The 23378-nt window shown below is 73.8% G+C and carries 18 protein-coding genes, 1 tRNA gene and 1 pseudogene; 12 read left to right on the top strand and 8 right to left on the bottom strand.

Annotation, left to right across the window (positions count from 1 at the left end):
• The first annotated feature begins 128 nt into the window (after positions 1-128).
• The 3 genes from C5N14_RS20820 to C5N14_RS20810 all read left to right on the top strand — a co-directional run bounded on the left by C5N14_RS20820 (position 129) and on the right by C5N14_RS20810 (position 3893).
• The gene (locus C5N14_RS20820; RefSeq protein ID WP_117669803.1) at positions 129-2357 is read left to right on the top strand and encodes a M48 family metalloprotease; all 2229 of its coding nucleotides are present in this window, start codon (positions 129-131) and stop codon (positions 2355-2357) included.
• A gap of 74 nt (positions 2358-2431) precedes the next feature.
• Positions 2432-2881, top strand: coding sequence for a hypothetical protein (locus tag C5N14_RS20815; RefSeq protein WP_117669802.1), 450 nt, complete (start codon positions 2432-2434; stop codon positions 2879-2881).
• 244 nt (positions 2882-3125) lie between these two features.
• Positions 3126-3893, top strand: coding sequence for a triacylglycerol lipase (locus C5N14_RS20810; RefSeq protein WP_117669801.1), 768 nt, complete (start codon positions 3126-3128; stop codon positions 3891-3893).
• Between the two features lie 12 nt (positions 3894-3905).
• Here C5N14_RS20810 and C5N14_RS20805 read toward each other — a convergent pair.
• Both C5N14_RS20805 and C5N14_RS20800 read right to left on the bottom strand, forming a co-directional pair.
• A pseudogene (locus C5N14_RS20805) lies at positions 3906-4350 on the bottom strand (nitroreductase family deazaflavin-dependent oxidoreductase).
• A gap of 176 nt (positions 4351-4526) precedes the next feature.
• Complete coding sequence (locus tag C5N14_RS20800) at positions 4527-6152, bottom strand: GMC family oxidoreductase (protein ID WP_117669800.1); 1626 nt, start codon at positions 6150-6152, stop codon at positions 4527-4529.
• 174 nt (positions 6153-6326) lie between these two features.
• On the opposite strand from C5N14_RS20800, the gene C5N14_RS20795 reads away from it, so the two are divergent.
• From C5N14_RS20795 to C5N14_RS20785, 3 genes are all read left to right on the top strand, one after another.
• Entirely contained in the window at positions 6327-6692 is a 366-nt protein-coding gene (locus C5N14_RS20795; RefSeq protein WP_117669799.1) for a YciI family protein, read from the top strand.
• Between the two features lie 281 nt (positions 6693-6973).
• Complete coding sequence (gene pyk, locus C5N14_RS20790; RefSeq protein WP_117669798.1) at positions 6974-8422, top strand: pyruvate kinase; 1449 nt, start codon at positions 6974-6976, stop codon at positions 8420-8422.
• Positions 8419-9300: an acyl-CoA thioesterase II gene (locus tag C5N14_RS20785; RefSeq protein WP_117669797.1), complete on the top strand. Its 882-nt coding sequence runs from the start codon at positions 8419-8421 to the stop codon at positions 9298-9300. The genes pyk and C5N14_RS20785 overlap by 4 nt, the downstream gene beginning before the upstream one ends.
• Here C5N14_RS20785 and C5N14_RS20780 read toward each other — a convergent pair whose 3' ends face one another.
• Together C5N14_RS20780 and C5N14_RS20775 are read right to left on the bottom strand one after the other, a co-directional pair.
• The gene (locus C5N14_RS20780) at positions 9301-11073 is read right to left on the bottom strand and encodes a substrate-binding domain-containing protein (RefSeq protein ID WP_117669796.1); all 1773 of its coding nucleotides are present in this window, start codon (positions 11071-11073) and stop codon (positions 9301-9303) included.
• Between the two features lie 40 nt (positions 11074-11113).
• On the bottom strand, positions 11114-12499 hold the full coding sequence (locus C5N14_RS20775) for a serine/threonine-protein kinase (protein WP_165878171.1): 1386 nt from the start codon (positions 12497-12499) through the stop codon (positions 11114-11116).
• A gap of 217 nt (positions 12500-12716) precedes the next feature.
• On the opposite strand from C5N14_RS20775, the gene C5N14_RS20770 reads away from it, so the two are divergent.
• A complete protein-coding gene (locus C5N14_RS20770; RefSeq protein ID WP_117669794.1) occupies positions 12717-13187 on the top strand; it encodes an Rrf2 family transcriptional regulator in 471 nt (156 codons plus the stop codon).
• Positions 13188-13395: 208 nt separating this feature from the next.
• The gene (locus tag C5N14_RS20765) at positions 13396-14355 is read left to right on the top strand and encodes a sulfite exporter TauE/SafE family protein (RefSeq protein WP_371685881.1); all 960 of its coding nucleotides are present in this window, start codon (positions 13396-13398) and stop codon (positions 14353-14355) included.
• A gap of 489 nt (positions 14356-14844) precedes the next feature.
• Here C5N14_RS20765 and C5N14_RS20760 read toward each other — a convergent pair whose 3' ends face one another.
• The 3 genes from C5N14_RS20760 to C5N14_RS20750 all read right to left on the bottom strand — a co-directional run bounded on the left by C5N14_RS20760 (position 14845) and on the right by C5N14_RS20750 (position 18121).
• Positions 14845-16284 (bottom strand): pyridoxal-dependent decarboxylase, encoded by a 1440-nt coding sequence (locus C5N14_RS20760; protein WP_243639855.1) that lies wholly within the window; start codon positions 16282-16284, stop codon positions 14845-14847.
• A gap of 290 nt (positions 16285-16574) precedes the next feature.
• Positions 16575-17585, bottom strand: a complete 1011-nt coding sequence (locus C5N14_RS20755; RefSeq protein ID WP_305792073.1) for an LLM class flavin-dependent oxidoreductase — start codon at positions 17583-17585, stop codon at positions 16575-16577.
• A 56-nt stretch (positions 17586-17641) separates the two neighbouring features.
• On the bottom strand, positions 17642-18121 hold the full coding sequence (locus C5N14_RS20750; protein WP_117669791.1) for an Lrp/AsnC family transcriptional regulator: 480 nt from the start codon (positions 18119-18121) through the stop codon (positions 17642-17644).
• Positions 18122-18223: 102 nt separating this feature from the next.
• On the opposite strand from C5N14_RS20750, the gene C5N14_RS20745 reads away from it, so the two are divergent.
• The gene (locus C5N14_RS20745; RefSeq protein WP_117669790.1) at positions 18224-19384 is read left to right on the top strand and encodes a PLP-dependent aspartate aminotransferase family protein; all 1161 of its coding nucleotides are present in this window, start codon (positions 18224-18226) and stop codon (positions 19382-19384) included.
• Positions 19385-19782: 398 nt separating this feature from the next.
• On the opposite strand, the gene C5N14_RS20735 is transcribed toward C5N14_RS20745, so the two are convergent.
• A tRNA-Leu gene (locus C5N14_RS20735) sits at positions 19783-19865 on the bottom strand.
• An 82-nt stretch (positions 19866-19947) separates the two neighbouring features.
• Between C5N14_RS20735 and C5N14_RS20730 the strand changes: the two genes are divergently transcribed.
• From C5N14_RS20730 to C5N14_RS20720, 3 genes are all read left to right on the top strand, one after another.
• Positions 19948-20568: an ANTAR domain-containing response regulator gene (locus C5N14_RS20730; protein ID WP_117669789.1), complete on the top strand. Its 621-nt coding sequence runs from the start codon at positions 19948-19950 to the stop codon at positions 20566-20568.
• Positions 20569-20635: 67 nt separating this feature from the next.
• Complete coding sequence (locus C5N14_RS20725) at positions 20636-21877, top strand: hypothetical protein (protein ID WP_117669788.1); 1242 nt, start codon at positions 20636-20638, stop codon at positions 21875-21877.
• A gap of 260 nt (positions 21878-22137) precedes the next feature.
• Positions 22138-23298 (top strand): branched-chain amino acid ABC transporter substrate-binding protein, encoded by a 1161-nt coding sequence (locus tag C5N14_RS20720; RefSeq protein ID WP_117669787.1) that lies wholly within the window; start codon positions 22138-22140, stop codon positions 23296-23298.
• Positions 23299-23378 lie beyond the last annotated feature (80 nt).

Below are 23378 nucleotides of genomic sequence, written 5' to 3'. Positions count from 1 at the left end.
GTGGAGCGACACCCCTTTTCACGCGCCAACATACCGACGGTCGGCTGTGCCGCCCGTCCGATACGCCGTTCCCGTGAACCGTTCCCGTTCGCCACCCCTTCCGGTGGCGGCCGAGTCGAGGAGCCGCCGTGCACGAACCCGACCCTGACCAGCAGATCAGGCCCGCCGTGACCGAGACGCCCACCGGTCCCCGGCCCGGCGAGGAGTCCCGTCTCGGGCGGCGCTTCGCCAGCCGCCCGCCCGGGTATCCCAGCGTGCTGGTCTGGCTGCGCGCCGGCGTACTGCGCGACTGGCGCGGCGTGCTGGGCGCGTTCCTGGCCACCTGGTTCTACGTACCCGTCGCACTGTTCCTCGGGGTGTGCGGCGCAATCGCCGTCGCCGTTGCCGGCATGGTCAACGGCGGCTTGCGTCTCGGCGAGTTCATGCTGGAGGTGCTGCGGGACGCGCCGCTCGTCGGCGCGCTGCTCGACGCCTTCCTCAATCGGTCCGGCGGGGTGCTCGGTGGCTTTCTCGGCGTCGGGATCGGGTTCCTGGCCGGCTTCCTGCTGGTGCTGGTGCTGCCGATGCGCGACGGGTTCGACGAGCCGGCGAACCTGGTCACCGGCCTGGCCGGGATGGTGGCCGCCGCCGCGCTGGTCGGCGTGCTCTACACCCTCTACCGCATCATGTGGGAGCCGAGGCTGCTGGCCATCTCCGGAGCGCGCCGGCTCAGCCGCCGCGAGGCCGAGCGGCTGTGCCCCATCCTGGACGACTGCGCGCGGGCCCTCGGCCTGCCCGCCGTGCCCCGGCTGCTCATCGAGGACGATCCGGTGCTCACCAACGCCCGCGCGTACGCCCGGCACATCGTGGTCACCACCGGCATGCTCGACGAGTCCGACGAGGGCATCGCGGCGCTGCTCAGCCACGAGCTGGTGCACTGGCGCACCGGCGACGAGGTGACCAGCGCGTTCGTCCGCGGGGTGGGGCTGCCGCTGGTGCTGGTGCACGCGGTGCCGACGTGGCTGATGCGGACCTTCCCGCACCCGGGCACCAACTTCGTGGTGTTCGTCTTCTTCTGGCCCGTGCTGCTCACCATGAAATACCTGGTGCTGCCGCTGCACTCCCGGGACGTCCGGGCCGCCGAGTACCGTGCCGACGCGGGCGCGGTGCTCGCCGGCCACGCCCAGGGCCTGCGGGACATGCTGGAGCGGCGCAAGTCCTTCGAGAGCGGGCGCAGCGGCTGGGACGAGGCGGTCTGCGCCACCCATCCCGCCGCCGAGCTGCGGCTGGACCGGCTGGAGCGGCTCGCGCCGCCGGCCGGTGCCGCCGACCGGGCGGCGGGCGGGGCGGTCGTCGAACCCGCCGTACCGGTCACCGCCGAGGGCCTGTTCGGGCGGCCGGGGACGATCGCCTCACCGGGTACCGTGCTGGTGGCCGGCGTGCTGGCGCTGGCCTGCGCCCTCGGCGGCACCCTGCTCGGGGCGGCGCAGTGGGCGTTCTTCCGGCCGGCGACGGCGGTCGACGGGTACTTCTCGGCCCTCGCCGACCACGACGCCCGCGCGGCCCTGGAGTCGCTGGACCCCGGCGCGCGGCCGTCCGGCGGCGACCTGGAACTGCTCGCCGCGCTGGTCGAGGCGAAGGGCTACCAGCCGCCCAAGGACGTCGACGTGACATCGATCGAGCGGGAGGGCGACGAGGCGGTCGCCACGGTCGCCTTCACCCTCGCCGGCCAGAAGACGACCGCGAATCTGCACCTGGAGCGGGAGGAGTCCGCCACCCTGGGGCTCTTCCACGGTTGGCGGATCACCGGAAGTGCCCCGTGGGTCGGCCTGCCGGCCGGGCAGCCGGCCCTGACGATCAACGGGGTGCCGGTGCAGACGGGGCAGGAGGGGAGGAGCGTTCCGCTGCTGCCCGGTGCGTACACGGTGGGCGGGCAGAGCAACGCGCTCGCCGAGACCCCGGCGCAGATCGTCCTTGCCCTCCCCGGGGAGGGCGGCGTCGGCGACGTGCGGCTAGAGCCGACGCTGACGTCGACCGCGCGGTCGACGGCCGAGCAGGAGGTACGGAAGTACCTGGACGCCTGCGCCGCGCAGCAGGTGGCCGCGCCGGAGGGCTGCCCGTTCCGCTACTACAACGGAGGCACGGTCAAGAAGATCGCCTGGAAGATCACCGAGTACCCGCAGGTGGAGCTGACCCTGACCGGCCCCGCCACGGCCCGGGTCTCGACGCCGTACGAGGCGCAGGGGACGGTCCGGGCCACCGGCACCACCGAGGGCTACTACGGAACCAGCAGCCCGTTCACCGACGACGACACGTTCGACGTCACCGGCGTCCTGTCGTTGGTGGACGGCAAGCTGACGTTCCAGCCCGGCGAATGAAGTCGGACCGGCGATGACCGGGCCGTCCCGCGCGTGGTGGCGCGGGTGAGCAGACGAGTGAAGGAGAGGACCACGTGACCGAGACCTCGACCGGGGGGCGGCAAGCGGTGCGGCTGGTGCTCGTGCCGCGCACCGCCCGACCGCCCCAGATGCCGCTGCTGTCCTGGCTGCACCAGCGCCCCGAGTTGCGCGCCGGGGTGCGGGACTCCGGCGGCCGGGCCGGCGGGCGACCCGGGTTCAGCGACGCGGTGATCACCGCGGTGGTGGCCCAGGCGCTGCTGCCGGGGCTGTTCGGCCTGTTGCAGAGCTGGGTCGACCAGCAGCGCACCGAGGTCACCGTGCGGGTGCAGGCGGGGGAGTCCGAGGTGGAGATCCAGGTCAACGGCCGCACGGACGCGACGAAGCTGATCGACCAGGCCACCCGGGCGCTGCGCGAGGCGGCCGGGGCGGCGGAGGCGGCCGATGGGCCCGGCCGGGCGCTGCCGCCGGCCGCCGGAGGGGACGAAGCGGGCCCGGCGGCCTGATCGACACCAGGGCCGGCGACCTGAGCGACGCCCCGGACCGAGGGCCGGCCGCGATCCTGCGGCCGGCCCTTCGCGTCGTCGGCCCGATATGCCGGAACACGCCCCTTGTGCGCCAACGTGTTACCCAGCCGTAACTTGTCATTGACGTTTCTGGATTGCTAAGACCATCATCGTCCCACGATCGATCGGAACGCCTCTCGCCTCCTCCCGGCCTCCCCGGGACATCCCACCAGGAGGTGCAGCCATGCTGCTCCGAAAGATCCTTGCCGCCCTCGCCGTGGCGGCCACCGCCGTGCTGGCCGTCGGGTCCCCGGCCGCCGCCGGACCCACCCCCGCCGTCGCGAAAAGCGCCGCTGCCAATCCCGTGATCGTCGTCGGCGGGCTCAGCGGCGTCGCCGTCGCGTACGAGCCCCTCGCCGCCCGGCTGCGCGCCGACGGCTACCGGGTGTCGATCTACCAACTGCCCAACCTCGGCCTCGGCGACATCACCGACTCGGCCCGGGCCTTCAGCGCGTACGTCGACCAGGTGCGCGCCGCCACCGCCGCGGCCCGGGTCGACCTCGTCGCCCACTCCGAGGGCGGCCTGGTCTCCCGCTGGTTCGTCAAGAACCTCGGCGGTGCCGCCAAGGTGGGCCGGTACGTCAGCCTCGGCTCACCGCACTACGGCACCTACGTCGCCAACATCGTGCAGTTCCTCGGCGTCGGTAGCTGCCTCGGCATCCTCGCCTGCCAGCAGATGACGATCGGGTCCGGCTTCCTCGCCGACCTCAACGACGGCGACGACACCCCCGGCGACGTGCGCTGGACGACCGTGCGGACCCTCCAGGACGAGCTGGTCCGCCCGACGGAGAACGCCGCCCTCGCCGACGGCGTGACCAATGTGCTCGTCCAGTCCTGGTGCCCGCTGCGGGTCGTCGGGCACCTCGGCCTCGTCCTCGACGGCACCATCTACACCGTGATCCGGGGCGCGCTCACCGACTCCCCGGTCCGCCCCGACTGCTTCGCCCTCTGACGGTCCCGGTGGTCAGGCCCGCTCGACCACCACGACCGGGATCTCCCGGTCGGTGTCCCGCTGGTAGCCGGCGTACTGGGGGGAAGACCTTCGTCATCATCTCCCACAGCCCGGGCCGCTCCTGCGCGGACGCCGTCCGGGCCCGGCCCCGGAAGCGCTCGGCGCCGATCTGCACCTCCACCTCGGGATCGTCGACGAGGTTCAGGTACCAGCTCGGGTGCGTCACCGAGCCCCCGTTGGAGGCGATTAGCACCACCCGGTCGCCGTCCCGGCCGTAGATCAACGCGGTCCGCCGCAGCTTGCCCGACCTGCGGCCCCGGGTGGTGACCAGCAGCGCGTCGTAGCCATGGAACGAGGAGCCGTCGACGCCGTCGGTCGCCACGTACCGCCGTACGTGGTCGGCCACCCAGCCGACCGGGCTGTCCTCGACGGTCTCGTCCTGTTCCCGTGCCGTCACGCGTTGCCTCCTCGCCTCGTGCGGTGCGCGCCGCCGCTCCACGACGAGCGCCGGGCCGGCGACGGCCTCGCACCGGAGGGTAACGGCTCCGACCTGGGCGGTGGGGCCCGCCGGCGTCAGCCGCGCGATCGGGCGCGCCAGAGTGCGCTGACAGCCCGTTCCCGTGCCCCCGGACGCTACGCCGCCGGTCCGACCCCCGTCGGCTGCGTCACCCGGCCCAGGATCAGGTCCGCCGCCCGCCAGGCCAGCGCCATCACCGGGGCGTTGAGGTAGCCCGACACCAGCACCGGCAGCACCGAGGCGTCCACCACCCGCAGCCCGTCCACCCCGCGCACCCGCAGCTCGGGGTCGACGACGTGCTCGTCGCCCGGCCCCATCGCGCAGGTGCCCACCGCGTGGTACCCGCAGTAGCCCAGCGCCAGCGCCGCCTCGACGATCTCCCGGTCGTCGCGCACGTCCGGGCCGGGCACGGTCTCCACCGCGAGCCGCCCGGCGACCGGGTCGGTCGCGAACAGCTCCCGCATCCGCCGGAAGGCGTTCACGGCGACCCGCCGGTCGTGCGGGGTGTCGAGGTAGTTGGCGACGATCCGGGGCGGATCCGACGGGTCGGCCGAGGTGATGGTGAGGCTGCCCTCGCTGTCCGGCCGGGTGACCGTGCACAAGCCCATCATCCCCGGCTCGGCCTCCAGCTCCAGCGCGCGGCCCGGCCGGCGCGGGGCCGCCGAGAAGGGCGCGACCAGCAGTTGCGCGTCGGGACGATCGACGTCCGGGGTGCTGCGGAAGTGCGCCCCGACGTCGTGCACGGGCAGGCTGAGCGGGCCGCGCCGGGTCAGCGCGTACCGCAGCGCGGCCAGCCCCTGCCCGAGCACGCTGCCCAGCATGTGGTTGTAGCCGCCGTTGCCGACCAGCCGGAACTGCACCGGCGTCGACCGGTGCTCGCGCAGCCCGCGCCCCACCCGGGGCCGGTCCAGCAGCACGTCCACCCCGGCCCGGCGCAGTGTGTCCGCCGGCCCGATGCCGGAGACCTGCAACAGGTGCGGGCTGGCGATCGCCCCGGCGGCGAGGACCACCTCGGCCGAGGCGGCGTAGTCGACCGTCCGGCCCCGGCGGCGGGCCCGCACCCCGATGGCCCGGCCGGCGTGGACGAGGACCCGCAGCACCTCCGTCTCCACCGCCACGGTCAGGTTGGGCCGGTCCCGGACCGGGTGCAGGAACGCGTCGGCGGCGCTGACCCGACGCCCGTCGCGGATCGTCGCGGTGAGGTAGCCGATCCGCTCGTCGTCCTCGGCGTTCAGGTCGTCCACCCGGCGCCAGCCCAGCGCCTCCCCGGCGCCGATCGTCGCCTCGCACAGCTCGTCGGTGCCGGTCGCCGAGGACAGCCGCAGCGGCCCGCCGGCGCCGCGCACCTCGGAGGCCCCCAGCGGGTGGTCCTCCAACCGCTTGAAGATCGGCAGCATGGTGTCCCAGCCCCAGCCGGGGTTGCCGAGCCGCTCCAGCCCGTCCCAGTCGACCCGGTCGCCCCGGCCGTACACCATGCCGTTGATCGAGCTGGACCCGCCGACCAGCCGGCCGCGCTGCCACACCTCGCGCCGCGCGGGGGCCGCCTCCGCCGGGTAGTGCCAGGCGGTGCGCCGGTCGTCCATCAGCCGGCTGAACCCCTTCGGCACCCGGACGAAGGGGCTGCGGTCCCAGCCGCCCGCCTCGACCAGCAGCACCCGGGTCGTCGGGTCCTCGCTCAGCCGGTTCGCCAGCACGCACCCGGCGGCGCCCGCGCCCACCACGACGTAGTCGTACTCCTGCACGCGGGCCCCCCGCTCGACGATACGAGAACCACTCAGAAGGTAGTTGCTCGATCACCGAGGGGAAAGAGGCGGGGCGATTGCGCCGAGCGGCCCCGCCGCCGGCCCGCCCCGTGCGACGCTGGGCCGGAGCCGTCCGGCCCGGCGCGGGACGCGCGGGAACGGGGGAGGAGCGCCATGACGGGGATGCCGCAGGTCGACTTCGCGCTCGACACCTACGAGTGCATCGTGCTCTACCCGGGGCCCGCCGGGCGGGCCCTGCCCGACGAGACGGTCCAGCGGTTGCAGGCCGAACACACCGAGCACATGGGGGCGCTGCAACGGCGGGGCATCGTGCTGGTCGCCGGTTCGATCGACGGCCCCGCCCGCGAGCCCGACCCGCCCATCGGCTTCGGGCTGGCCCGCACCGGCTCGGTGGACGACGTGCGCAGCGTCATGGAGGCCGACCCCGCGGTGCAGGCCGGGCTCTACCGGGTGGACGTGATGACGTTCCTCTGTCCGGCCGGCGCGGTGGAGTTTCCCCTGGCCAAGACGGAGAGCTGACCGCCGGGCGGCCGGCGGGGTGTCGGCATCGTGACGGCGGCCGGCGGCTGCCCGCTGGTACCGTCGCCGGACGGCTGGGGAGCGCACCCAACGGGAGGTGACGCCGGGCGGTACGATTCCCGGCGCGCGGTCGCCGATGCCCGCCGACACGACGATTCCGGACGACAGCTCCGGGTGCGATTCCGCCCGCCAGGTGCGTGGGCGTGGCGCGTCGTAGCAGAACTGATCCGCAATCCGAAAGGGGTCGGCCCGTAGACCGACCCGGAGGAGAGACTAGCCTGATGGGCGTGACACGCCGCGCGAAGATCGTCTGCACTCTTGGTCCCGCCACCTCTTCCCCGGAGCGTATCCGGGGGCTCGTCGAGGCGGGCATGAACGTGGCGAGACTCAACTTCAGCCACGGCAGCCACGCGGACCACGAGGCGGTCTACCGACTCGTCCGCGAGGCCTCCGACGCCACCGGCCGGCCGGTGGCCGTGCTCGCCGACCTCCAGGGCCCGAAGATCCGGCTCGGCCGGTTCGCCGACGGCCCGCACGAGTGGCGCACCGGCGACTCCGTGGTGATCACCGGGGACGACGTCCTCGGCACGAAGGACCGGGTCTCCTGCACCTACCGCAAGCTCCCGCAGGAGGTGAAGGCCGGCGACCGGTTGCTGATCGACGACGGTCGGGTGGCCGTCGAGGTCAGCGACGTGGTCGGCAACGACATCCGCTGCCTGGTCACCGAGGGCGGCCCGGTCTCCAACAACAAGGGCGTCTCGCTGCCCAACGTGGCCGTCAGCGTCCCGGCCCTGTCCGACAAGGACGCCGAGGACCTGCGCTTCGCCCTCGGCCTCGGCGTCGACCTGGTCGCGCTCTCCTTCGTCCGCTCGGCGGAGGACATCAAGCTGGTGCACAACATCATGGCCGAGGAGGGCGTGTACCGGCCGGTGCTGGCCAAGGTCGAGAAGCCGGAGGCGGTCGACCACCTGGAGGCGATCGTGCTGGCCTTCGACGGCGTCATGGTCGCCCGCGGCGACCTCGGCGTCGAGATGCCGCTGGACCAGGTCCCCCTGGTGCAGAAGCGCGCCGTGCAGCTCTGCCGGGAGAACGCCAAGCCGGTCATCGTGGCCACCCAGATGCTCGACTCGATGATCGAGAACTCGCGGCCGACCCGCGCCGAGGCCTCGGACGTGGCCAACGCGGTGCTCGACGGCGCCGACGCGGTGATGCTCTCCGGCGAGACCAGCGTCGGCAAGTACCCGGTGCTCACCGTCAGCACCATGGCCAAGATCGTCACCACCACCGAGGCCGGCTCGATCGGGGTGCCCCGGCTCCAGCACGACCCGCGCACCCACGGCGGGGCGCTCACCGTCGCCGCGTCCTCGATCGCCCGGGCCATCGGCGCGAAGGCCCTGGTCGCGTTCTCGCAGACCGGCGACACCGTGCGGCGGCTCAGCCGGCTGCACTGCGACCTGCCGCTGCTGGCCTTCACCCCCGTGCCGGAGGTGCGCAGCCAGCTCGCCCTCTCCTGGGGCGTGCAGACGTTCCTGATGCCGTTCGTCGAGCACACCGACGACATGTTCCGCCAGGTCGACCAGGCGCTGCTCGGGCTCAACCGGGCCAACCCCGGCGACTACGTGGTGATCGTCGCCGGCAGCCCGCCCGGCACCCCCGGCTCCACCAACACCCTGCGGGTGCACCAGCTCGGCTCGCTGGTCGACGCGGCGTCCGCGAGGGCGTTGCAGTGACCGACCCGGCCGCCGTCGGCCAGGCTGCCGTCGACGAGCTGCTCCAGGTTCTCGACCTGGAGCAGACCGGCGAGACGGCCTTCCGGGGGATGAGCCCCCCGGTCGGCCCGCAGCGGGTGTACGGCGGCCAGGTCGCCGGCCAGGCCCTGGTCGCCGCCGGCCGCACCGTCGACCCGGAGCGGTTCGTGCACTCGCTGCACGGCTACTTCGTCCGGCCCGGTGACCCGTCCGAGCCGATCGAGTACCAGGTGGAGAACGTCCGCGACGGCCGGTCGTTCTCCGTACGTCGCTCGGTGGCGCTCCAGCACGACAAGCCGATCTTCTTCATGTCGGCGTCGTTCCACCGGACCGAGGAGGGCCTGGACCACCAGGCCCCCACCCCGCCGGACGTACCCGCTCCGGACGACGTGCCCACGATGGCCGACCGGCTGTCCCGCTACCCGGAGCGGCTGGGCGTCTGGGGGCAGATCCCGCGCCCGATCGACGTGCGCTACGTCGGCGAGCCCGGCTGGGTCCGCCCCGGCGACCGCCCCGCCGACCCGCACCAGCGGGTCTGGATGCGCTTCGACGGCAAGCTGCCCGACGACCCGCTGCTGCACGCCTGCGCCCTGACGTACGCCTCCGACCTCACCCTGCTGGACTCGGTGCTGTCGGTGCACGGCGAGGTGTGGGGGCCCGGCGGGGTGGTCGGCGCCAGCCTCGACCACGCCCTGTGGTTCCACCGGCCGTTCCGGGCCGACGAGTGGTTCCTGTACGACTGCTGGAGCCCGTCCGCCTCCGGGGCCCGAGGGCTGGCCACCGGTCGGATGTTCACCACCGGCGGCCGGCACGTCGCCAGCGCCGTGCAGGAGGGCCTGCTGCGCCGGGTCGGCACCTGATCAGAAGCTGCTGACCAGCTTCACGAACGCCTCGTCGATCGTCGCCGGGTCGGTGGCGTCGAACGCCTTGCCGGCGCTGGCCTTGGCGATCTTGTCGAGGGAGGCGAGGTCGGACTCCTGGTCGAAGGCGACGCAGAAGACCTTCACCGGCCGTTCCGGGTCCAGCGCGATGTCCTTGAGCAGCCGGGCGAGGTCGTTGTCCTTCGGGTACTCGTTCTTGCCGTCGGTGAGGACCACGACCGCGTTGATCCGGTCCGGGTCGTAGTCCTCGAGCAGTTGACGGTGCGCGGCGCGGACCGTCGCGTAGAGCGCCGTGTTGCCGGCGGCCCGCAGGCCGGCGAGCTTGCGGGTGAACCCGGCCTGGTTGAACGGCGCGAGCCGGATCTCCTCGCCGTACGGCGTCTTCGGCCGTTGCTCCGTCTCGGAGGAGAACGACCAGAGCGCGACCTGGTCGGCCGAGTTGAGCAGGCCCACCGCCTTGCCCGCGGCGCCGGTGGCGACCTGGAGCCGGGACCGGCCGCCGACCTTCTTGGTCATCGAGCCGGAGACGTCCACGGCGAACAGGATGTTCGCCTTCTTGCGCAGCGTGCTCCACCCGCGCAGGATCGCGTCGACCACCTCGGGCTCCGGCGGGTCGAAGTAGGTGAGCTCCCCGGCGGATCCGCCCCGCACGGCGGCGACCAGCTCGTCCGAGGGCCGGCGCTCGTGGTCACGGAAGCCGAGGTCGGCGAAGCTGCGCTGTTGCGGGGCGTCCTGGAGGAAGGTCAGGAAGTCCTGCGCCGCCGCGCGCTGCGCCTCGTCGGCCGAGGGCAGCACCACGTACGGGTGGTCGAGGTTGAAGGTGCCCTCCTTCGGGTGCACCGCCACCAGCGGGACCCGGGGCTTCGTGCCCGGGGTCGGGCTGAGCTGCCCCTGGTTGTACTGGTAGACCAGCTCCTCCTGCACCACGACCGCGCTCATGTCCCGCGTCCGCGCGTCGCCGGCCCCGCCCAGGTCCGCCTCGGCGAGATCGCGCAGCAGGTCCACCGAGTCGTCGCTGTAGTGCGAGACGTTCGCCTCGATCCGGCGGACGAACTGGGTCACATTGGGCTTCGCCAGGTCCTCCTCGATCAGGTCGCTGGACCGCTGCACCGCCGCGTAGTAGGTCGCGATGGTGGCCGCCAGCCCCGAGGTGGACAGGTTGGGGTTGTCCTTGCCGAAGGTGAACCGGCCCCACTCGGGCCGGCCGAACGTCGCCCAGCCGGCGTCGCCGGACAGCCCGAGGATGTCCTCCCAGCCGAGCGGGCCGCGCTGCTGCACCAGCTCGCCCTTCTCCCTGGGCATGGCGATGACCAGCGGGCTGTTCGCGATCGACGGGTACCGGGGCTCGGTGATCCGCGCCGGGCGGCCGGCCTTCTCGTCCAGCACGCGCAGCCGGCCGGTCCACAGCGACGACGTCGGCAGCCACACCTGCGGCGCCGGGATCGCCGGCTGCCGTCCGGCCCAGCCGCCGGCCAGCGCCTCCATCGCCTTGCCCGAGTTGAGACCGTGCACACTCACCTGGGCGCAGCGCCCGCCGAAGCGCCGGTCGCTGTCGTTGTACCGCGCGGCGAGCTGGCCGAGCAGCAGGTCCTTCTCCGTCGAGGAGTTCACTTCCAGCGCCACGCACGAGGAGCGGTCCGCGCCGGGCGTCGGCCGGACGAGCAGGTACGCCGCGGCGATGACCGCGAGCCCGGCGACGACGGCCACCGTGTACGGCAACCACGGTCGGGCGGAAGGCTGACCGGTGGCCATCGGATCCTCCAGGGGTTCGCGGGTTCGCGGGTTCGCGGGTTCAGGTGCCGGGGCGGGCCGAGGGCCCGCCGCGGTCGGGCGCGGGCGCCGCCCCCGGCTCGTCCGGTGCGGCGGCTCCGGGCAGCGCGGTGGCGACGAGTAGACGGACACCGTAGACCACGACGAAGGTCACCGCCCCCACCGCGGCGGCGGTGCCCGCGATGGTGGTCGCCACGTACCCGGCGGCCCCGCCGGCCGCGCCCAGGAAGATGGCGGCCGAGATTCCCCAGGGATCGGCGTACTGCCGGCGCACCCGCCGCGACCACGTGTCCCGCGCCGGCCCGGTTGCCACCGGCGGGTACGCGGCCGGCGGGGGTGCCAGCGGCTCCTGCGTTGCCGGCGGGTGCGCGATCGGCCCATGCGCGGCCGGCTGGTACGTAGCCGGCTGGTACGTGGCCGGCGGGTGTCCCGTCGACTGGTACGTAGCCGGCTGGTGCGCCGTCGGCGGGTACGGGACCGGCTGGTGCGTCGTCGGCGGGTACGGGACCGGCTCGTGCGTCACCGGCTGGCGTGGGACCAGCTGGGTGGCCGCCGCGTCGGTGCCCGCCCGCAGCGCCGTCTGGATCGGCACCGGGGCCCCGGCGCGTGAGGTGTGCCCCAGCAGCCGCAGCAGGACCTGTTCGGCCGGTGGCCGGGCCCGGTGGTCCTTGTCCAGGCACTGCGCGACCAGTTCGGCGAGCGGGCCGGAGAGCCCGGCCAGCTCGGGCGGGTCGTGCAGTACCCGGTTCATCACCGCCACGACCGTCCCGGTGCCGAACGGCGGCTGGCCCGCCGCGGCGAACGCGATGGTCGCCGCCCAGGCGAACACGTCGCTGGCCGGGCCCACCTCGTCGTCGCGGAACCGTTCCGGCGCCATGTACGGCGCGGTGCCCATGATCCTGCTGGTCATCGTCTCGGTGACGTCGAGGGCCCGGGCGATGCCGAAGTCGATGACCCGGGGCCCGTCCGCGCCGAGGACGACGTTGTCGGGCTTGAGGTCGCAGTGCACCACGTCGGACTGGTGGATCGCGGTGAGCGCCGTGGCGGTGCCCACGGCCAGCCGGTGCAGGGCGTTGCCGGTGATCGGGCCGTGCTCGCGGACGTGCCGTTGCAGGGTCGGGCCCTCGATGTACTCGCTCACCACGTACGGCGGGTCGCTGTCCACGTCGGCGAAGAGGATCTGCGCGGTGCAGAACGGCGCCACCCGCCGGGCGGCGGCGATCTCCTTGGCGAACTGGTTCTTGGCCCGCGGGTTGAGGTGCAGGTCGAGGTTGATCATCTTGACGGCGACCAGCGTGCCCTCCTGGTCGCGGCCCAGGTAGACCACGCCCTGGCCGCCCGCGCCGAGTCGGCTGAGCAGCTCGTAGGGGCCCGTCCGGTCAGGATCCCACGGACCCAGCGGCGTCATCTCCGGCATCGCTGTCGCTGCCCCTATCGGCCTGGCTGTCTTCCGCTCTGCGCGCTGGTTCGTCGTCGGGTCCCCCATCGCGCGACGACACCGGTATGGTGCCACGATCGCGCCACCGACGAGAGCCGCCCGGCCGGGCGGCGGGACGACACCGGTTCGACCGTTCGGCCGAGGGGCGGCAGCCCGGCCGGTCGGCAAGCCGACTAACCTGGCCGGCATGCGCCTCTCCGCCCGGGTCGACTACGCCCTCCGCGCGACCGCCGAACTCGCGGCCGTCGCCGACGGTGCCAGCGCCGGGCGCACCCGCCCGGTGACCGCCGAGCAGATCGCCAAGGCGCAGGAGATCCCGCCGAAGTTCCTGGAGAGCATCCTGCTCCAACTGCGCCGGGGCGGCATCGTGCACGCCCAGCGCGGCCCCGAGGGCGGCTACTGGCTTGCCCGGCCGGCCGGCGAGATTTCCCTCGCCGAGGTGATCCGGGTGATCGACGGGCCGCTGGCGCACGTCCGGGGGCAGCGCCCGGAGCAGCTCGGCTACCAGGGCGCCGCCCGGGCGTTGCAGGACGTGTGGATCGCCCTGCGGGCCAGTGAGCGGGAGATCCTCGAACTGGTCACCGTCGCCGACGTGGCCAACAGCACCCTGCCCGCGCGGGTCAGTGAGCTGGCCGCCGACCCGCGCGCCTGGAGCTGACCGGCCCGTCGCCCACCGCCACTCCGCCCCACCGCAACTCGGCCCCTCGCCAGGCCGGCCCGTGGCCCCTCGCCACGACTCGGCGGTCGCGTCACGGGTTGCGGCCGTCCGACGCGTCCCACCAGCCGATCGGGGACTTGACCCGGGCCGACCCGTGCCGCATTGTCGACCAAGTCGATAGGAGATACCGAAAAGTCAGGGGGCGCTCGTGCGCAAGCTGCTGGTCCTCGCCCTGGTCGGGCTCGTCGCGCAACTGGTCGACGGCTCGCTCGGCATGGCCTACGGGCTGACCTCGTCCACCCTGCTGCTCGTCGCCGGGGTCGCCCCGGCCGCCGCGTCGGCCTCGGTGCACCTGGCCGAGATCGGCACCACGCTCGCCGCCGGGGTGGCCCACTGGCGGTTCGGCAACGTCGACTGGCGGGTGGTGGCCCGCATCGCCGTCCCGGGCGCGCTCGGCGCGTTCGCCGGCGCCACCTTCCTCAGCGCCATCTCCACCAAGGCCGCCGCGCCGTGGATGGCCGCGATCCTGTTCACCCTCGGCGCGTACCTGCTGGTGCGCTTCTCCCGGCCGCTGCGCGCCAACCGCGCCGCCGGCGGGCTGCGTGTCCGGTTTCTCGGCCCGCTCGGCCTGGTCGCCGGGTTCGTCGATGCGACCGGCGGCGGGGGCTGGGGCCCGGTCGCCACGCCGGCGCTGCTGGTCTCCGGCCGGATGGAGCCCCGCAAGGTCATCGGCTCGGTCGACACCGCCGAGTTCGTGGTGGCGGGCGCGGCCAGCGCCGGCTTCCTCATCGGCCTCGGCACCGAGGGTTTCCTGCTGCCGACCGTCGCGGCCCTGCTGATCGGCGGCCTGATCGCCGCCCCGATCGCCGCCTGGCTGGTCCGGATCGTCCCCGCCCAACTCCTCGGCGCCACCATCGGCGGCGTGATCGTGCTGACCAACGCCCGCACCCTGGTCCGCGCCGGCGGCCTCCCCGGCGGGGCCCAGTGGCTGGTCTACGGGCTCCTCGCCGCCGGTTGGCTCGCCGCGATCGTCCTGGCCGTCCGCGCACTGCGCCGCGTCCGCCGCGCCCGCGCCACGGCCCAGGCCACCACCGGGTCGCAGGTGCCGGCGACCCCGGGGTACGCCACCCCGGAGGAGTCCCTCCCGCTGGCCACCGTCGAGCGCTGACAGACCCGCAAGGCTCGCCTGCCCGGGTCCCGCCCTGCCGCGCCCGCCGGCCCTACCGTGCCTACCCTGCTCCGCTCCACCCTGCTCCGCTCCACCCTGCCCTGCTCCGCTCCACCGTGCCTGCCCTGCCCCGCCCTGGCCCGGCCCGGCCTTCCTCACCGGTCCGGCCTGGTTCGAGGCCGGGGGAGCGGCCGGTACCGCCGCGCTTTGGAGCTGATGGCGCGAACGACTCAGGGCCAACTGTCCCGCTGATGTCGTCAACGAGGCAGCTCCAAAGCCTCCCGAGCAGCCCTCCGCCCAGGGGCCTGACGTCGCGCTGGGCCCGATGTTGCGCTGGGCCCGATGTCGCGCCGGGCCTGACGTGGCGCTGGCCTGACGTGGCGCTGGCCTGACGTCGCTCGGCCCAGGGGGTCTGACGTCGCCCGGCCCAGGAGGCCGATGTCGGGCCCGACTGGTCCCGGGCGCGGGACGCACGCGGGCCGGCCGGGGTCACTCGCGGGAGGTCGACAGCTTCCCGGCCGCCTCGCTCAGCAACTCCCAGGCCTCGTCCACGTGTGCCTGCGTGGTCAGCGGCGAGCCGACCGCCAGGCGCAGCGTGTACCGGCCGGCGATCCGGGTGTGGGTGAGGAACACCCGGCCCGTGGCGTTGACCCTGGACAGCAGTTCGGCGCTGGCCTCGTCGCCGGCGGTGAGCCGGAAGCAGACCAGCGAGAAGGGGTACGGCGCGGCGAGCGCGAAGCGGTCGTCGGCCCGGACTCGGGCGGCGAACCGGTCGGCGAGGGCCACCCCGGAGCGGATGTGCGCGCGCAGTCCCTCCACCCCGTACCAGCGCAGTACGAACCACAGCTTCAGGGCGCGGAACCGGCGACCCAGCGGCACCTGCCAGTCCCGGTAGTCGATCACCGCGCCGGTCTCGGTCGCCGCGTTGCGCAGGTATTCCGGCAGCACCGTCAGCGCCTCGATCAGCTCGCCCCGGTCGGCCACCCAGAAGGCGTCGCAGTCGAAGCCGGTGAGCAGCCACTTGTGCGGGTCGAAGCAGTACGAGTCGGCGTACTGCAGGCCGGCGTGCGACCAGCGCAGCTCCGGGCAGACTGCCGCCGCCCCGGCGTACGCGGCGTCGACGTGCAGCCAGACGCCGTGCTCCGCACAGATCGCGCCGATCTCGGGAAGCGGGTCGACGGCGGTGGTGGAGGTGGTGCCGATGGTGGCCACCACGATCGCGGGCACGTCGCCGGCGGCGAGGTCCGTCCGGATCGCCTCGCGCAGCGCGTCGGGTTGCATGGCCAGGGTCTCCGGGTCGACCTCGACCGGCCGTACCCCGTCGAGGCCGAGGCCGGCGATCCGGGCGGCCTTCTCGATCGACGAGTGGCCCTGGGTGGAGGTGTAGACGCGGTAGCGGCGGTCCACCCCGACGTCGCGCCAGCGGCCCCCGCTGGCGCGGTGCAGCGCGGCGAGGGTGGCCACCAGGGTCGCCGAGGAGGCCGAGTCCTGGATCACCCCGCCGCCGCTGCCGGTGGAACGGAACCGCTCCGGCAGGTCGAGCAGTCCGGCCAGCCAGTCCAGCACCACCGTCTCCAGCTCGGTGCAGGCCGGGCCGGTTGCCCACAGCATGCCCTGCACGCCGAGCCCGGAGCTGATCAGGTCGCCCAGCACGCTCGGGCCGGAGGTGTTCGCCGGGAAGTAGCCGAAGAAGCCGGGGTGCTGCCAGTGGGTCAGTCGCGGGGTGACCAGCGCTTCCAGGTCGGCGAGCAGGGCCTCGACCGGCTCGCCGTGCGCGGTCGGGCCGGTCGGCAGCGCGTCGGCCAGCGCCCCCGGCGGATCGTGCGAGGTGACCGGGCGCTGCCCGAGTGTCGCCCAGTAGTCCGCGATCCAGTCCACCGCCGCGTGCCCGGCCCGGCGGAACTCCTCGGGGTCCATGTGCTCAGCCATCCGCCGAGTCGATCAAAACCCATCGCCGCAGGCAAGACCCTTCACCGGGCCGCGCCCCGCGGCGGTTGCCTCTGGGAGAGCACCTGCGCCGAGCGCCATCGGCAGGGTGGCAGGCACCGGGCCGCAGCCGCGGAATCCGCACAGCTCCGGCCCGGTGCACCACACCGCAGCACCCCCGACCCGTCCCGACCGGGGAGTGCCGTACCACCACCGGAACCAAAGCTACGCGGCGTCCGCAACGCGGGGGTGACGCCGTTATGAAGATCGTGTTTCGGGCGTTTCCAACGGGTTCACCCGTCCCGGCGCAGCCCGCCCGCCACCCGGTCCGCGATCAGCTCGTACGAGCGCACCCGGTCGGCCACGTCGTACACCAACGTGGTCAGCATCAGCTCGTCCGCGCCGGTGCGGGCCAGCAGGTCGGTGAGCTGCCGGCGCACCGTCTCCGGCGACCCCAGCGCCTGCCCCTCCCGCCGGGCGAGCGCGAACTCCCGCTCCGCCTCCGTGTACGGGTACGCCGCCGCCTCGTCCGGCGTGGCGAGGGGCTCCGGCCGCCCCGAGCGCAACCTCAGGAACGACAGCGCGCTCGGCCCCGCCAGCCACTCCGCCCGCTCGTCGGTGTCCGCGCACACCGCGTTCACCGCCACCATCGCGTACGGCTTCTCCAGGAACCGCGACGGCCGGAAGTGCTGCCGGTACAGCGCCAGCGCCGGCAGCGTGTGCCGCGCGCTGAAGTGGTGCGCGAACGAGAACGGCAGCCCCAGCAGCCCGGCGAGCTGCGCGCTGAACCCGCTGGACCCCAGCAGCCAGACCGCCGGCTGCTCACCCCGCCCCGGCGTGGCCGTGATCGGCCCCGGGCGTTCCCCGCTGAAGTAGTTCATCAGGTCCGCCAGCTCCCGGGGGAACCCCTCGGCCGACAGCCCCTCCATCGTCCGGCGCAGCGCCAGCGCGGTCACCTGGTCGGTCCCCGGCGCCCGGCCGATGCCCAGGTCGATCCGGCCCGGGTGCAGCGCTTCGAGGGTGCCGAACTGCTCGGCCACCACCAGCGGGGCGTGGTTGGGCAGCATCACCCCGCCCGAGCCCAGCCGGATCGTCGAGGTGTTCGCCGCCAGGTGCGCGAGCAGCACCGCCGGCGCGGAGCTGGCGATCGCCGGCATGTTGTGGTGCTCGGCCACCCAGAACCGGCGGAAGCCCAGTTCCTCCGTGCGCCGGGCCAGCTCGGTGGTGTGCCGCAGGGCCGCGCCGGCGGTGGTGCCGGCCGCGACCGGGGCAAGATCAAGAACAGACATCGGTACGTCGATCACGCGAGCACGCAACCCGCCCCGCGCCGGAATTGTTCCCCTCGCCGGGTACGTGTGGCTCAACCCATCCCGCGCGCCTGCTCGAAGATCAGGCTGGTCTGGGTGTGCTGCACCGCCGGGTCCACCGCGAGATGGTCCAGCACGAAGTCCCGCAACGCGTCTCCCGACGCCGCCCGCACGTGCAGCACGTAGTCCTCCGCGCCCGCCACGTGGAACACCGACACCACCCCGGGCAGCCGCACCGACCGGGCCCGGAACGCGTCCACCGCCGCCCGCTCGTGCGCCGTCAACCGCACCGACACCAGCGCCTGCAACGGCAACCCCACCGCCGCCGGGTCCACCTCCGCGTGGAACCCCCGGATCGCCCCGCACTCCCGCAGCGCCCGGGTCCGGGTCAGGCACGTCGACGCCGCCACCCCCACCCGATCCGCCAGGGCGTTGTTCGGCAGCCGGCCGTCCGCGGCCAGCTCGGTCAGGATCGCGCGGTCGACGTCGTCCAGGGCGGCGAAGGGCCGCACATCATTCGGTGCGAGGGGCATTCGACCATCCTGCTCCGAATCATCGCGTTGTCAAAGACCATCGAACAGAATCTTCTGCGGCGCTCTTGCCGATGGTTGCCCTGATGTTCGACGCTTCCGGTCATGACGACCGTGGACACCAGAGCAGTGCACGCCGGCCGCGCCGACCTCGCCGCCCTCGGCGTCCACGTCCCACCCATCGACCTGTCCACCACCAACCCCCTGCCGTCGGTCACCGACGGCGGCGACGCGTACGAGCTGCTCGCCACCGGCGGCACCCTCCCGCCCGGCGGCAACGCCGTCTACCAGCGCCTCTGGAACCCCACCGTGGCCCGGTTCGAGACCGCCCTCGCCGAGCTGGAGGGCACCGCCGCCGCCGTCGCCTTCGCCAGCGGCATGGCCGCCCTCACCGCCACCCTCCTCGCCGCCACCCGGGACGGGAAGCGCCACGTCGTCGCCGTCCGCCCCCTCTACGGCGGCACCGACCACGTCCTCGCCACCGGCCTGCTCGGCACCGAGGTCACCTGGGCCCGCCCCGACGGCGTCGCCGCCGCCGTCCGCCCCGACACCGCCCTGGTCATCGTCGAGACCCCCGCCAACCCCACCCTCGACCTCGTCGACATCGCCGCCCTCGCCACCGCCGCCGGCGACGTGCCCCTGCTCGTCGACAACACCGTCGCCACCCCCGTGCTCCAGCAACCCGCCCGGCACGGCGCCGCGCTCGTCCTGCACAGCGCCACCAAGAGCATCGGCGGCCACGGCGACGTCCTCGCCGGCGTCGTCGCCTGCGACGACCAGTGGGCCGCCCGGCTGCGCCAGGTCCGCGCCCTCACCGGCGCGATCCTGCACCCCCTCGGCGCGTACCTGCTGCACCGTGGCCTGCAGACCCTGCCCGTGCGGGTCCGCGCCCAGTCCGCCGGCGCCGAGAAGCTCGCCGGCTGGCTCGCCCGCCACCCCGCCGTCGCCCGCGTGCACCACCCCGGCATCGACGACCCCGCCGGGCTCGTCGGCCGGCAGATGGCCGGCACCGGCAGCCTGCTCGCCTTCGAGGTACGCGGCGGCGCGCCCGCCGCCGCAGCCGTCGCCGGGGCGTGCCGGCTGATCACCCACGCCGTCTCCCTCGGCGGGGTGGACACGCTGATCCAGCATCCCGCCTCGCTCACCCACCGGCCGGTCGCCGCCGACGCCAAGCCGGTCGGCGGGCTGCTGCGTATCTCCGTCGGCCTGGAGGACCCGGAGGACCTGCGCGCGGACCTGGAGCAGGCGCTCGCCGCGATCGACTGACGGCGCGGGTCAGGACTTCGGGCCGACGTGCCGGTCCAGGGCGGCGACCGCCTCGCGGCGGGCCACCGACAGGCGGTGGTGGAGGCGACCCGAAGAACCGGTGCCTTCGCGGACGTGACCAGGTGCCCGTCGCCCAGGTACAGGCCGAGCAGCTAGGCGTAGGCCGTCGGGTCTGTCAGGTAACTGACCACTGGTGAGCAGCGGAAGCAGCGTTTCGCCGTGCCGACGACGGCCGGTTCAGGGCGATCGACGCACCAGTGCCACACGGTCTTGTAGGGCAGCGAGAGTGACCAAGCCACCGACCGGATGTTGTGGCCTTTCGGCGCGAAGCTCGCGGGCCCGAGCCCGCATCTCGGGAGGACGCACGCTCACATGGTTGAACAGGTGTATGACAAAAGTGCCGGGAGCGGGATTCGAACCCGCAAGCCCTTTCGGGCAGAAGTGTTTGAGACTTCCGTGTATGCCGTTCCACCATCCCGGCGGGTGTGCCCAACTGTACCGGACTAGGCTTCTGCGGGAACATGGGTGGTAGCCGGTTCGATGATCGATGGTGGGAGTGGCTCGTGGCCGAGACGCAGACGGATGCCGAGCGCAGGCGGGTGTTGATCGCCGAGGACGAGGCGCTCATCCGGCTGGACCTGGCGGAGATGCTGGTCGAGGAGGGCTACGAGGTGGTCGGCGAGGCCGGCGACGGCGAGACGGCCGTCCGGCTCGCCGAGGAGCTGAAGCCCGACCTGGTCATTCTCGACATCAAGATGCCGATCATGGACGGGCTGGCCGCCGCCGAGCGGATCGCCGGCGCCCGGATCGCCCCGGTGATCATCCTGACCGCGTTCAGCCAGCGGGACCTGGTGGAGCGGGCCCGGGCGGCCGGCGCGATGGCGTACCTGGTGAAGCCGTTCCAGAAGAGCGACCTGGTGCCGGCCGTGGAGATCGCGCTGTCCCGGTACTCGGAGGTCGCCGCGCTGGAGGCCGAGGTCGCCGGCCTGACCGACCGGCTGGAGATCCGCAAGACGGTGGAGCGGGCCAAGGGCGCGCTGATGACCACGTACGGGATGACGGAGCCGCAGGCGTTCAAGTGGATCCAGCGCACGGCGATGGACCACCGGATGACCATGAAGGAGGTCGCCGAGCGGATCCTCGCCGAGACCGCCGGCGGCGAGGTGGCCCAGCCGGCCTCCTGACGGCGGCGGCCGGGCCCGGCGCGTCGCGGGGCCCTGTCGCCCCCGATCGATCGATACGATCGGATGCATGCTTCCTCGGCGCCCGTGCGCGGTGCTCGGTGTGGTCGCCGGGCTCGCGGTGCTGCTGGCCGGCTGCCGGTCGCCTGAGCGCCCCGCGCCCGCCCCCGGGCCGGTGCGCCCCGACTGGCGGGAGGTGACCCTGCCGGTGCCGCCGGGCGCCGCCGGCCGGCTGGTGCTGCGGGACGCTGCGGCCTGCGGCGGGCGGTGGTTCGTGGTGGGCGCGGTGGCCGACGCGGCGGGTGGGACCCGGCCGGCGGCGTGGTCCAGCGTGGACGGGGTCTCCTGGTCGGCGCTGCCGGTGCGGGGCGAGTCGTTCTACGGCCGCCAGCACGTGCTGTACGCGGTCGCCTGCCGGGACGGCCGGATCGCGGCGCTGGGGGCGAAGAACGGCGGGGTGCACGGCAACCCGCGCACGGGCACCTGGGTGCAGCGGCCGGACGGGTCGGTGCGCGAGGTGCCGGCGGGGTTCGAGCTGTTCGGCGGGCAGCGGGCGGTGGCGGCGAGCCGGCTGGCGGCGGGGCCGGGCGGCTGGTTGATCGCCGGGGCGCGGGTGGACGGGGCGGCGGTGTGGACGTCGCCGGACGCGTCCGGGTTCGTGATCCTGGAGGGCGTGCCGGAGTTGGCGGGCGACGGCCGGGGCCGCACGGCGGCGTACGACGCGGTGGCGGGGCCGTCCGGGTGGCTGGTGGTGGGCTCGCTGCTGCCGGCCGGTGGCGCGGCGTTGGCCCCGCTGGCGTGGACGTCGGCGGACGGGCGGGCCTGGCGGCGGGCCGAGTTGCCCACCCCGGACGGGCGGGGCCGGGCGCAGCGGGTGGTCCTGCTCGACGGCGAGCCGGTGGCGGTGGGTCCGGTGCGGGACGGCTTCGCGGCCTGGCGGCCGGCGGCGGCCGGGCCGGTGGGGGAGTCGAGCCCGTCGGGGCCGCCCGCCGGATCGGGCCGGGCGGCGCAGTGGCGGCGGGTCGGCGGGTTCGGGGCGGCCGGTCCGGGAGTGCTGTCGGTGGTCGGCCTGGCGGCGGTGGGGCGGCGGCTGGTGGCGGTGACCGGCGACGGGGCCGGCCGGCGGTTGTGGGCCTCGGCGGACGGTGGCGCGTCGTGGCGGGCGGTGACGCTGCCGGGGCCGGCGGCGGTGCCGGACAGCGGGGACACGGCGCTAACGGTGGCCGGTGGGGAAGATCGACTGTTGTTGCTGGCGGACGACGGTGGGGCGTCCCATGCCTGGTGGGCGCCGCCGCCGCTGACCGATCGGTAGCGGGTGGTCCCGGACGGTGCCCGTTACCGATGAAGCACAGGTGAAGACATTTCAGAATACAACTTTCTTACAGTGATCGTCTCCGATCCGCCACGGCGTGTAACGGTTCGGTCAACCCCGCTGCCCAGGGCTTACGTCGCAGCTTCCCGGTGGGATAACGTCCCGCCCCAGACCGGCGACGACGGTCTGGTTCGTCCGCCCCCGCAAGAGCCAATAGGCAGCGGGTGGTTCGGGCCATGGGACGGAGGAGGGTTCGGGCCTTGAGGCAGAAGCTCGCACGCGTGATCGGTGGCGTCGCCATGCTGGCGCTCGTCGCCGGTGGCACCGCTTGCTCCAGCGGCAGCGACGAGGAGGAGGCCGGAGGCAGCGCCTGCGGCAGCAAGATCGCGTTCTTCGGCGCCCTGACTGGCAGCTCGGCCGCGCTGGGCATCAACGAGAAGAACGGCGTCAAGCTCGCGGTCGACAAGTACAACAAGGAGAACGCGGACTGCAAGGTCGAGCTCGCCGAGCTGGACTCGCAGGGCAGCCCGGACCAGGCCCCGGGGCTGGCCCAGAAGGCGATCGACGACACCAAGATCCTCGGCGTCGTCGGCCCGGCCTACTCGGGTGAGTCCGAGGCCGCCGGCCCGCTGTTCAACGAGGCCGGTCTGGTCACCATCACCGCCTCCGCGACCAACCCGAAGCTGGCCCAGCAGAAGTGGAAGACCTTCTTCCGGGCGGTCGGCAACGACCTGAGCCAGGGCCCGGCGGCCGGTAGCTACATCAAGAACGTCCTCAAGGCCGACAAGGCCTACGTCATCGACGACCAGTCGGCGTACGGCGCGGGCCTGGCCGACGAGGTCAAGAAGGTCCTCGGCTCGGCGGTCGCCGGCTCGGACAAGGTCCAGGGCGAGGGCAAGCAGACCGACTTCTCCGCCGTGGTCACCAAGGTCAAGGCCGCCAACGTGAAGGCCATCTTCTACGGCGGCTACTACCAGGAGGCCGGTCTGATCCGTAAGCAGCTCACCGCTGCCGGGGTCACCGCGCCGCTGATCGCCGGCGACGGCGTCAACGACGGTGCGTACATCACCTCCGCCGGCCAGGCCGCCGCCGAGGGCACCATCCTGACCTGCCCGTGCCAGCCGTCCACCGAGGCCCGGGGCAGCTTCGCCGCGGACTACAAGGCCCTCAACGGCACGGACCCGGGCACCTACAGCGACACCGCCTACGACGCGGCGAACATCCTGCTCGCCGGGATCAAGGCCGGCAAGACCACCCGCGAGGGGCTGCTGGAGTTCGTGAAGGGCTACAGCGGCGAGGGCGTCGCCGCCAGCTACAAGTTCGTCGAGGGCGGGGAGCTGGACCCGGCGCAGGTCAAGGTCTGGGCGTTCAAGGTGACGGGCGGCAAGGTCGTCCCGGACCAGGAGATCCCCAAGTCCTGAAGCCGGTCGCTGCGACAAGCGATTGAGTAGTGATCGCGGGTGCGGCCGGGAGCTCGCTCCCGGCCGCACCCTCTTTTTCT

The sequence above is a fragment of the Micromonospora sp. MW-13 genome (genome assembly GCF_003434305.1).
Classification (GTDB): Bacteria; Actinomycetota; Actinomycetes; order Mycobacteriales; family Micromonosporaceae; genus Micromonospora.
The sequence above is the reverse complement of the archived record's forward strand: the minus strand, read 5'-3'. Positions and strand labels throughout refer to the sequence as shown.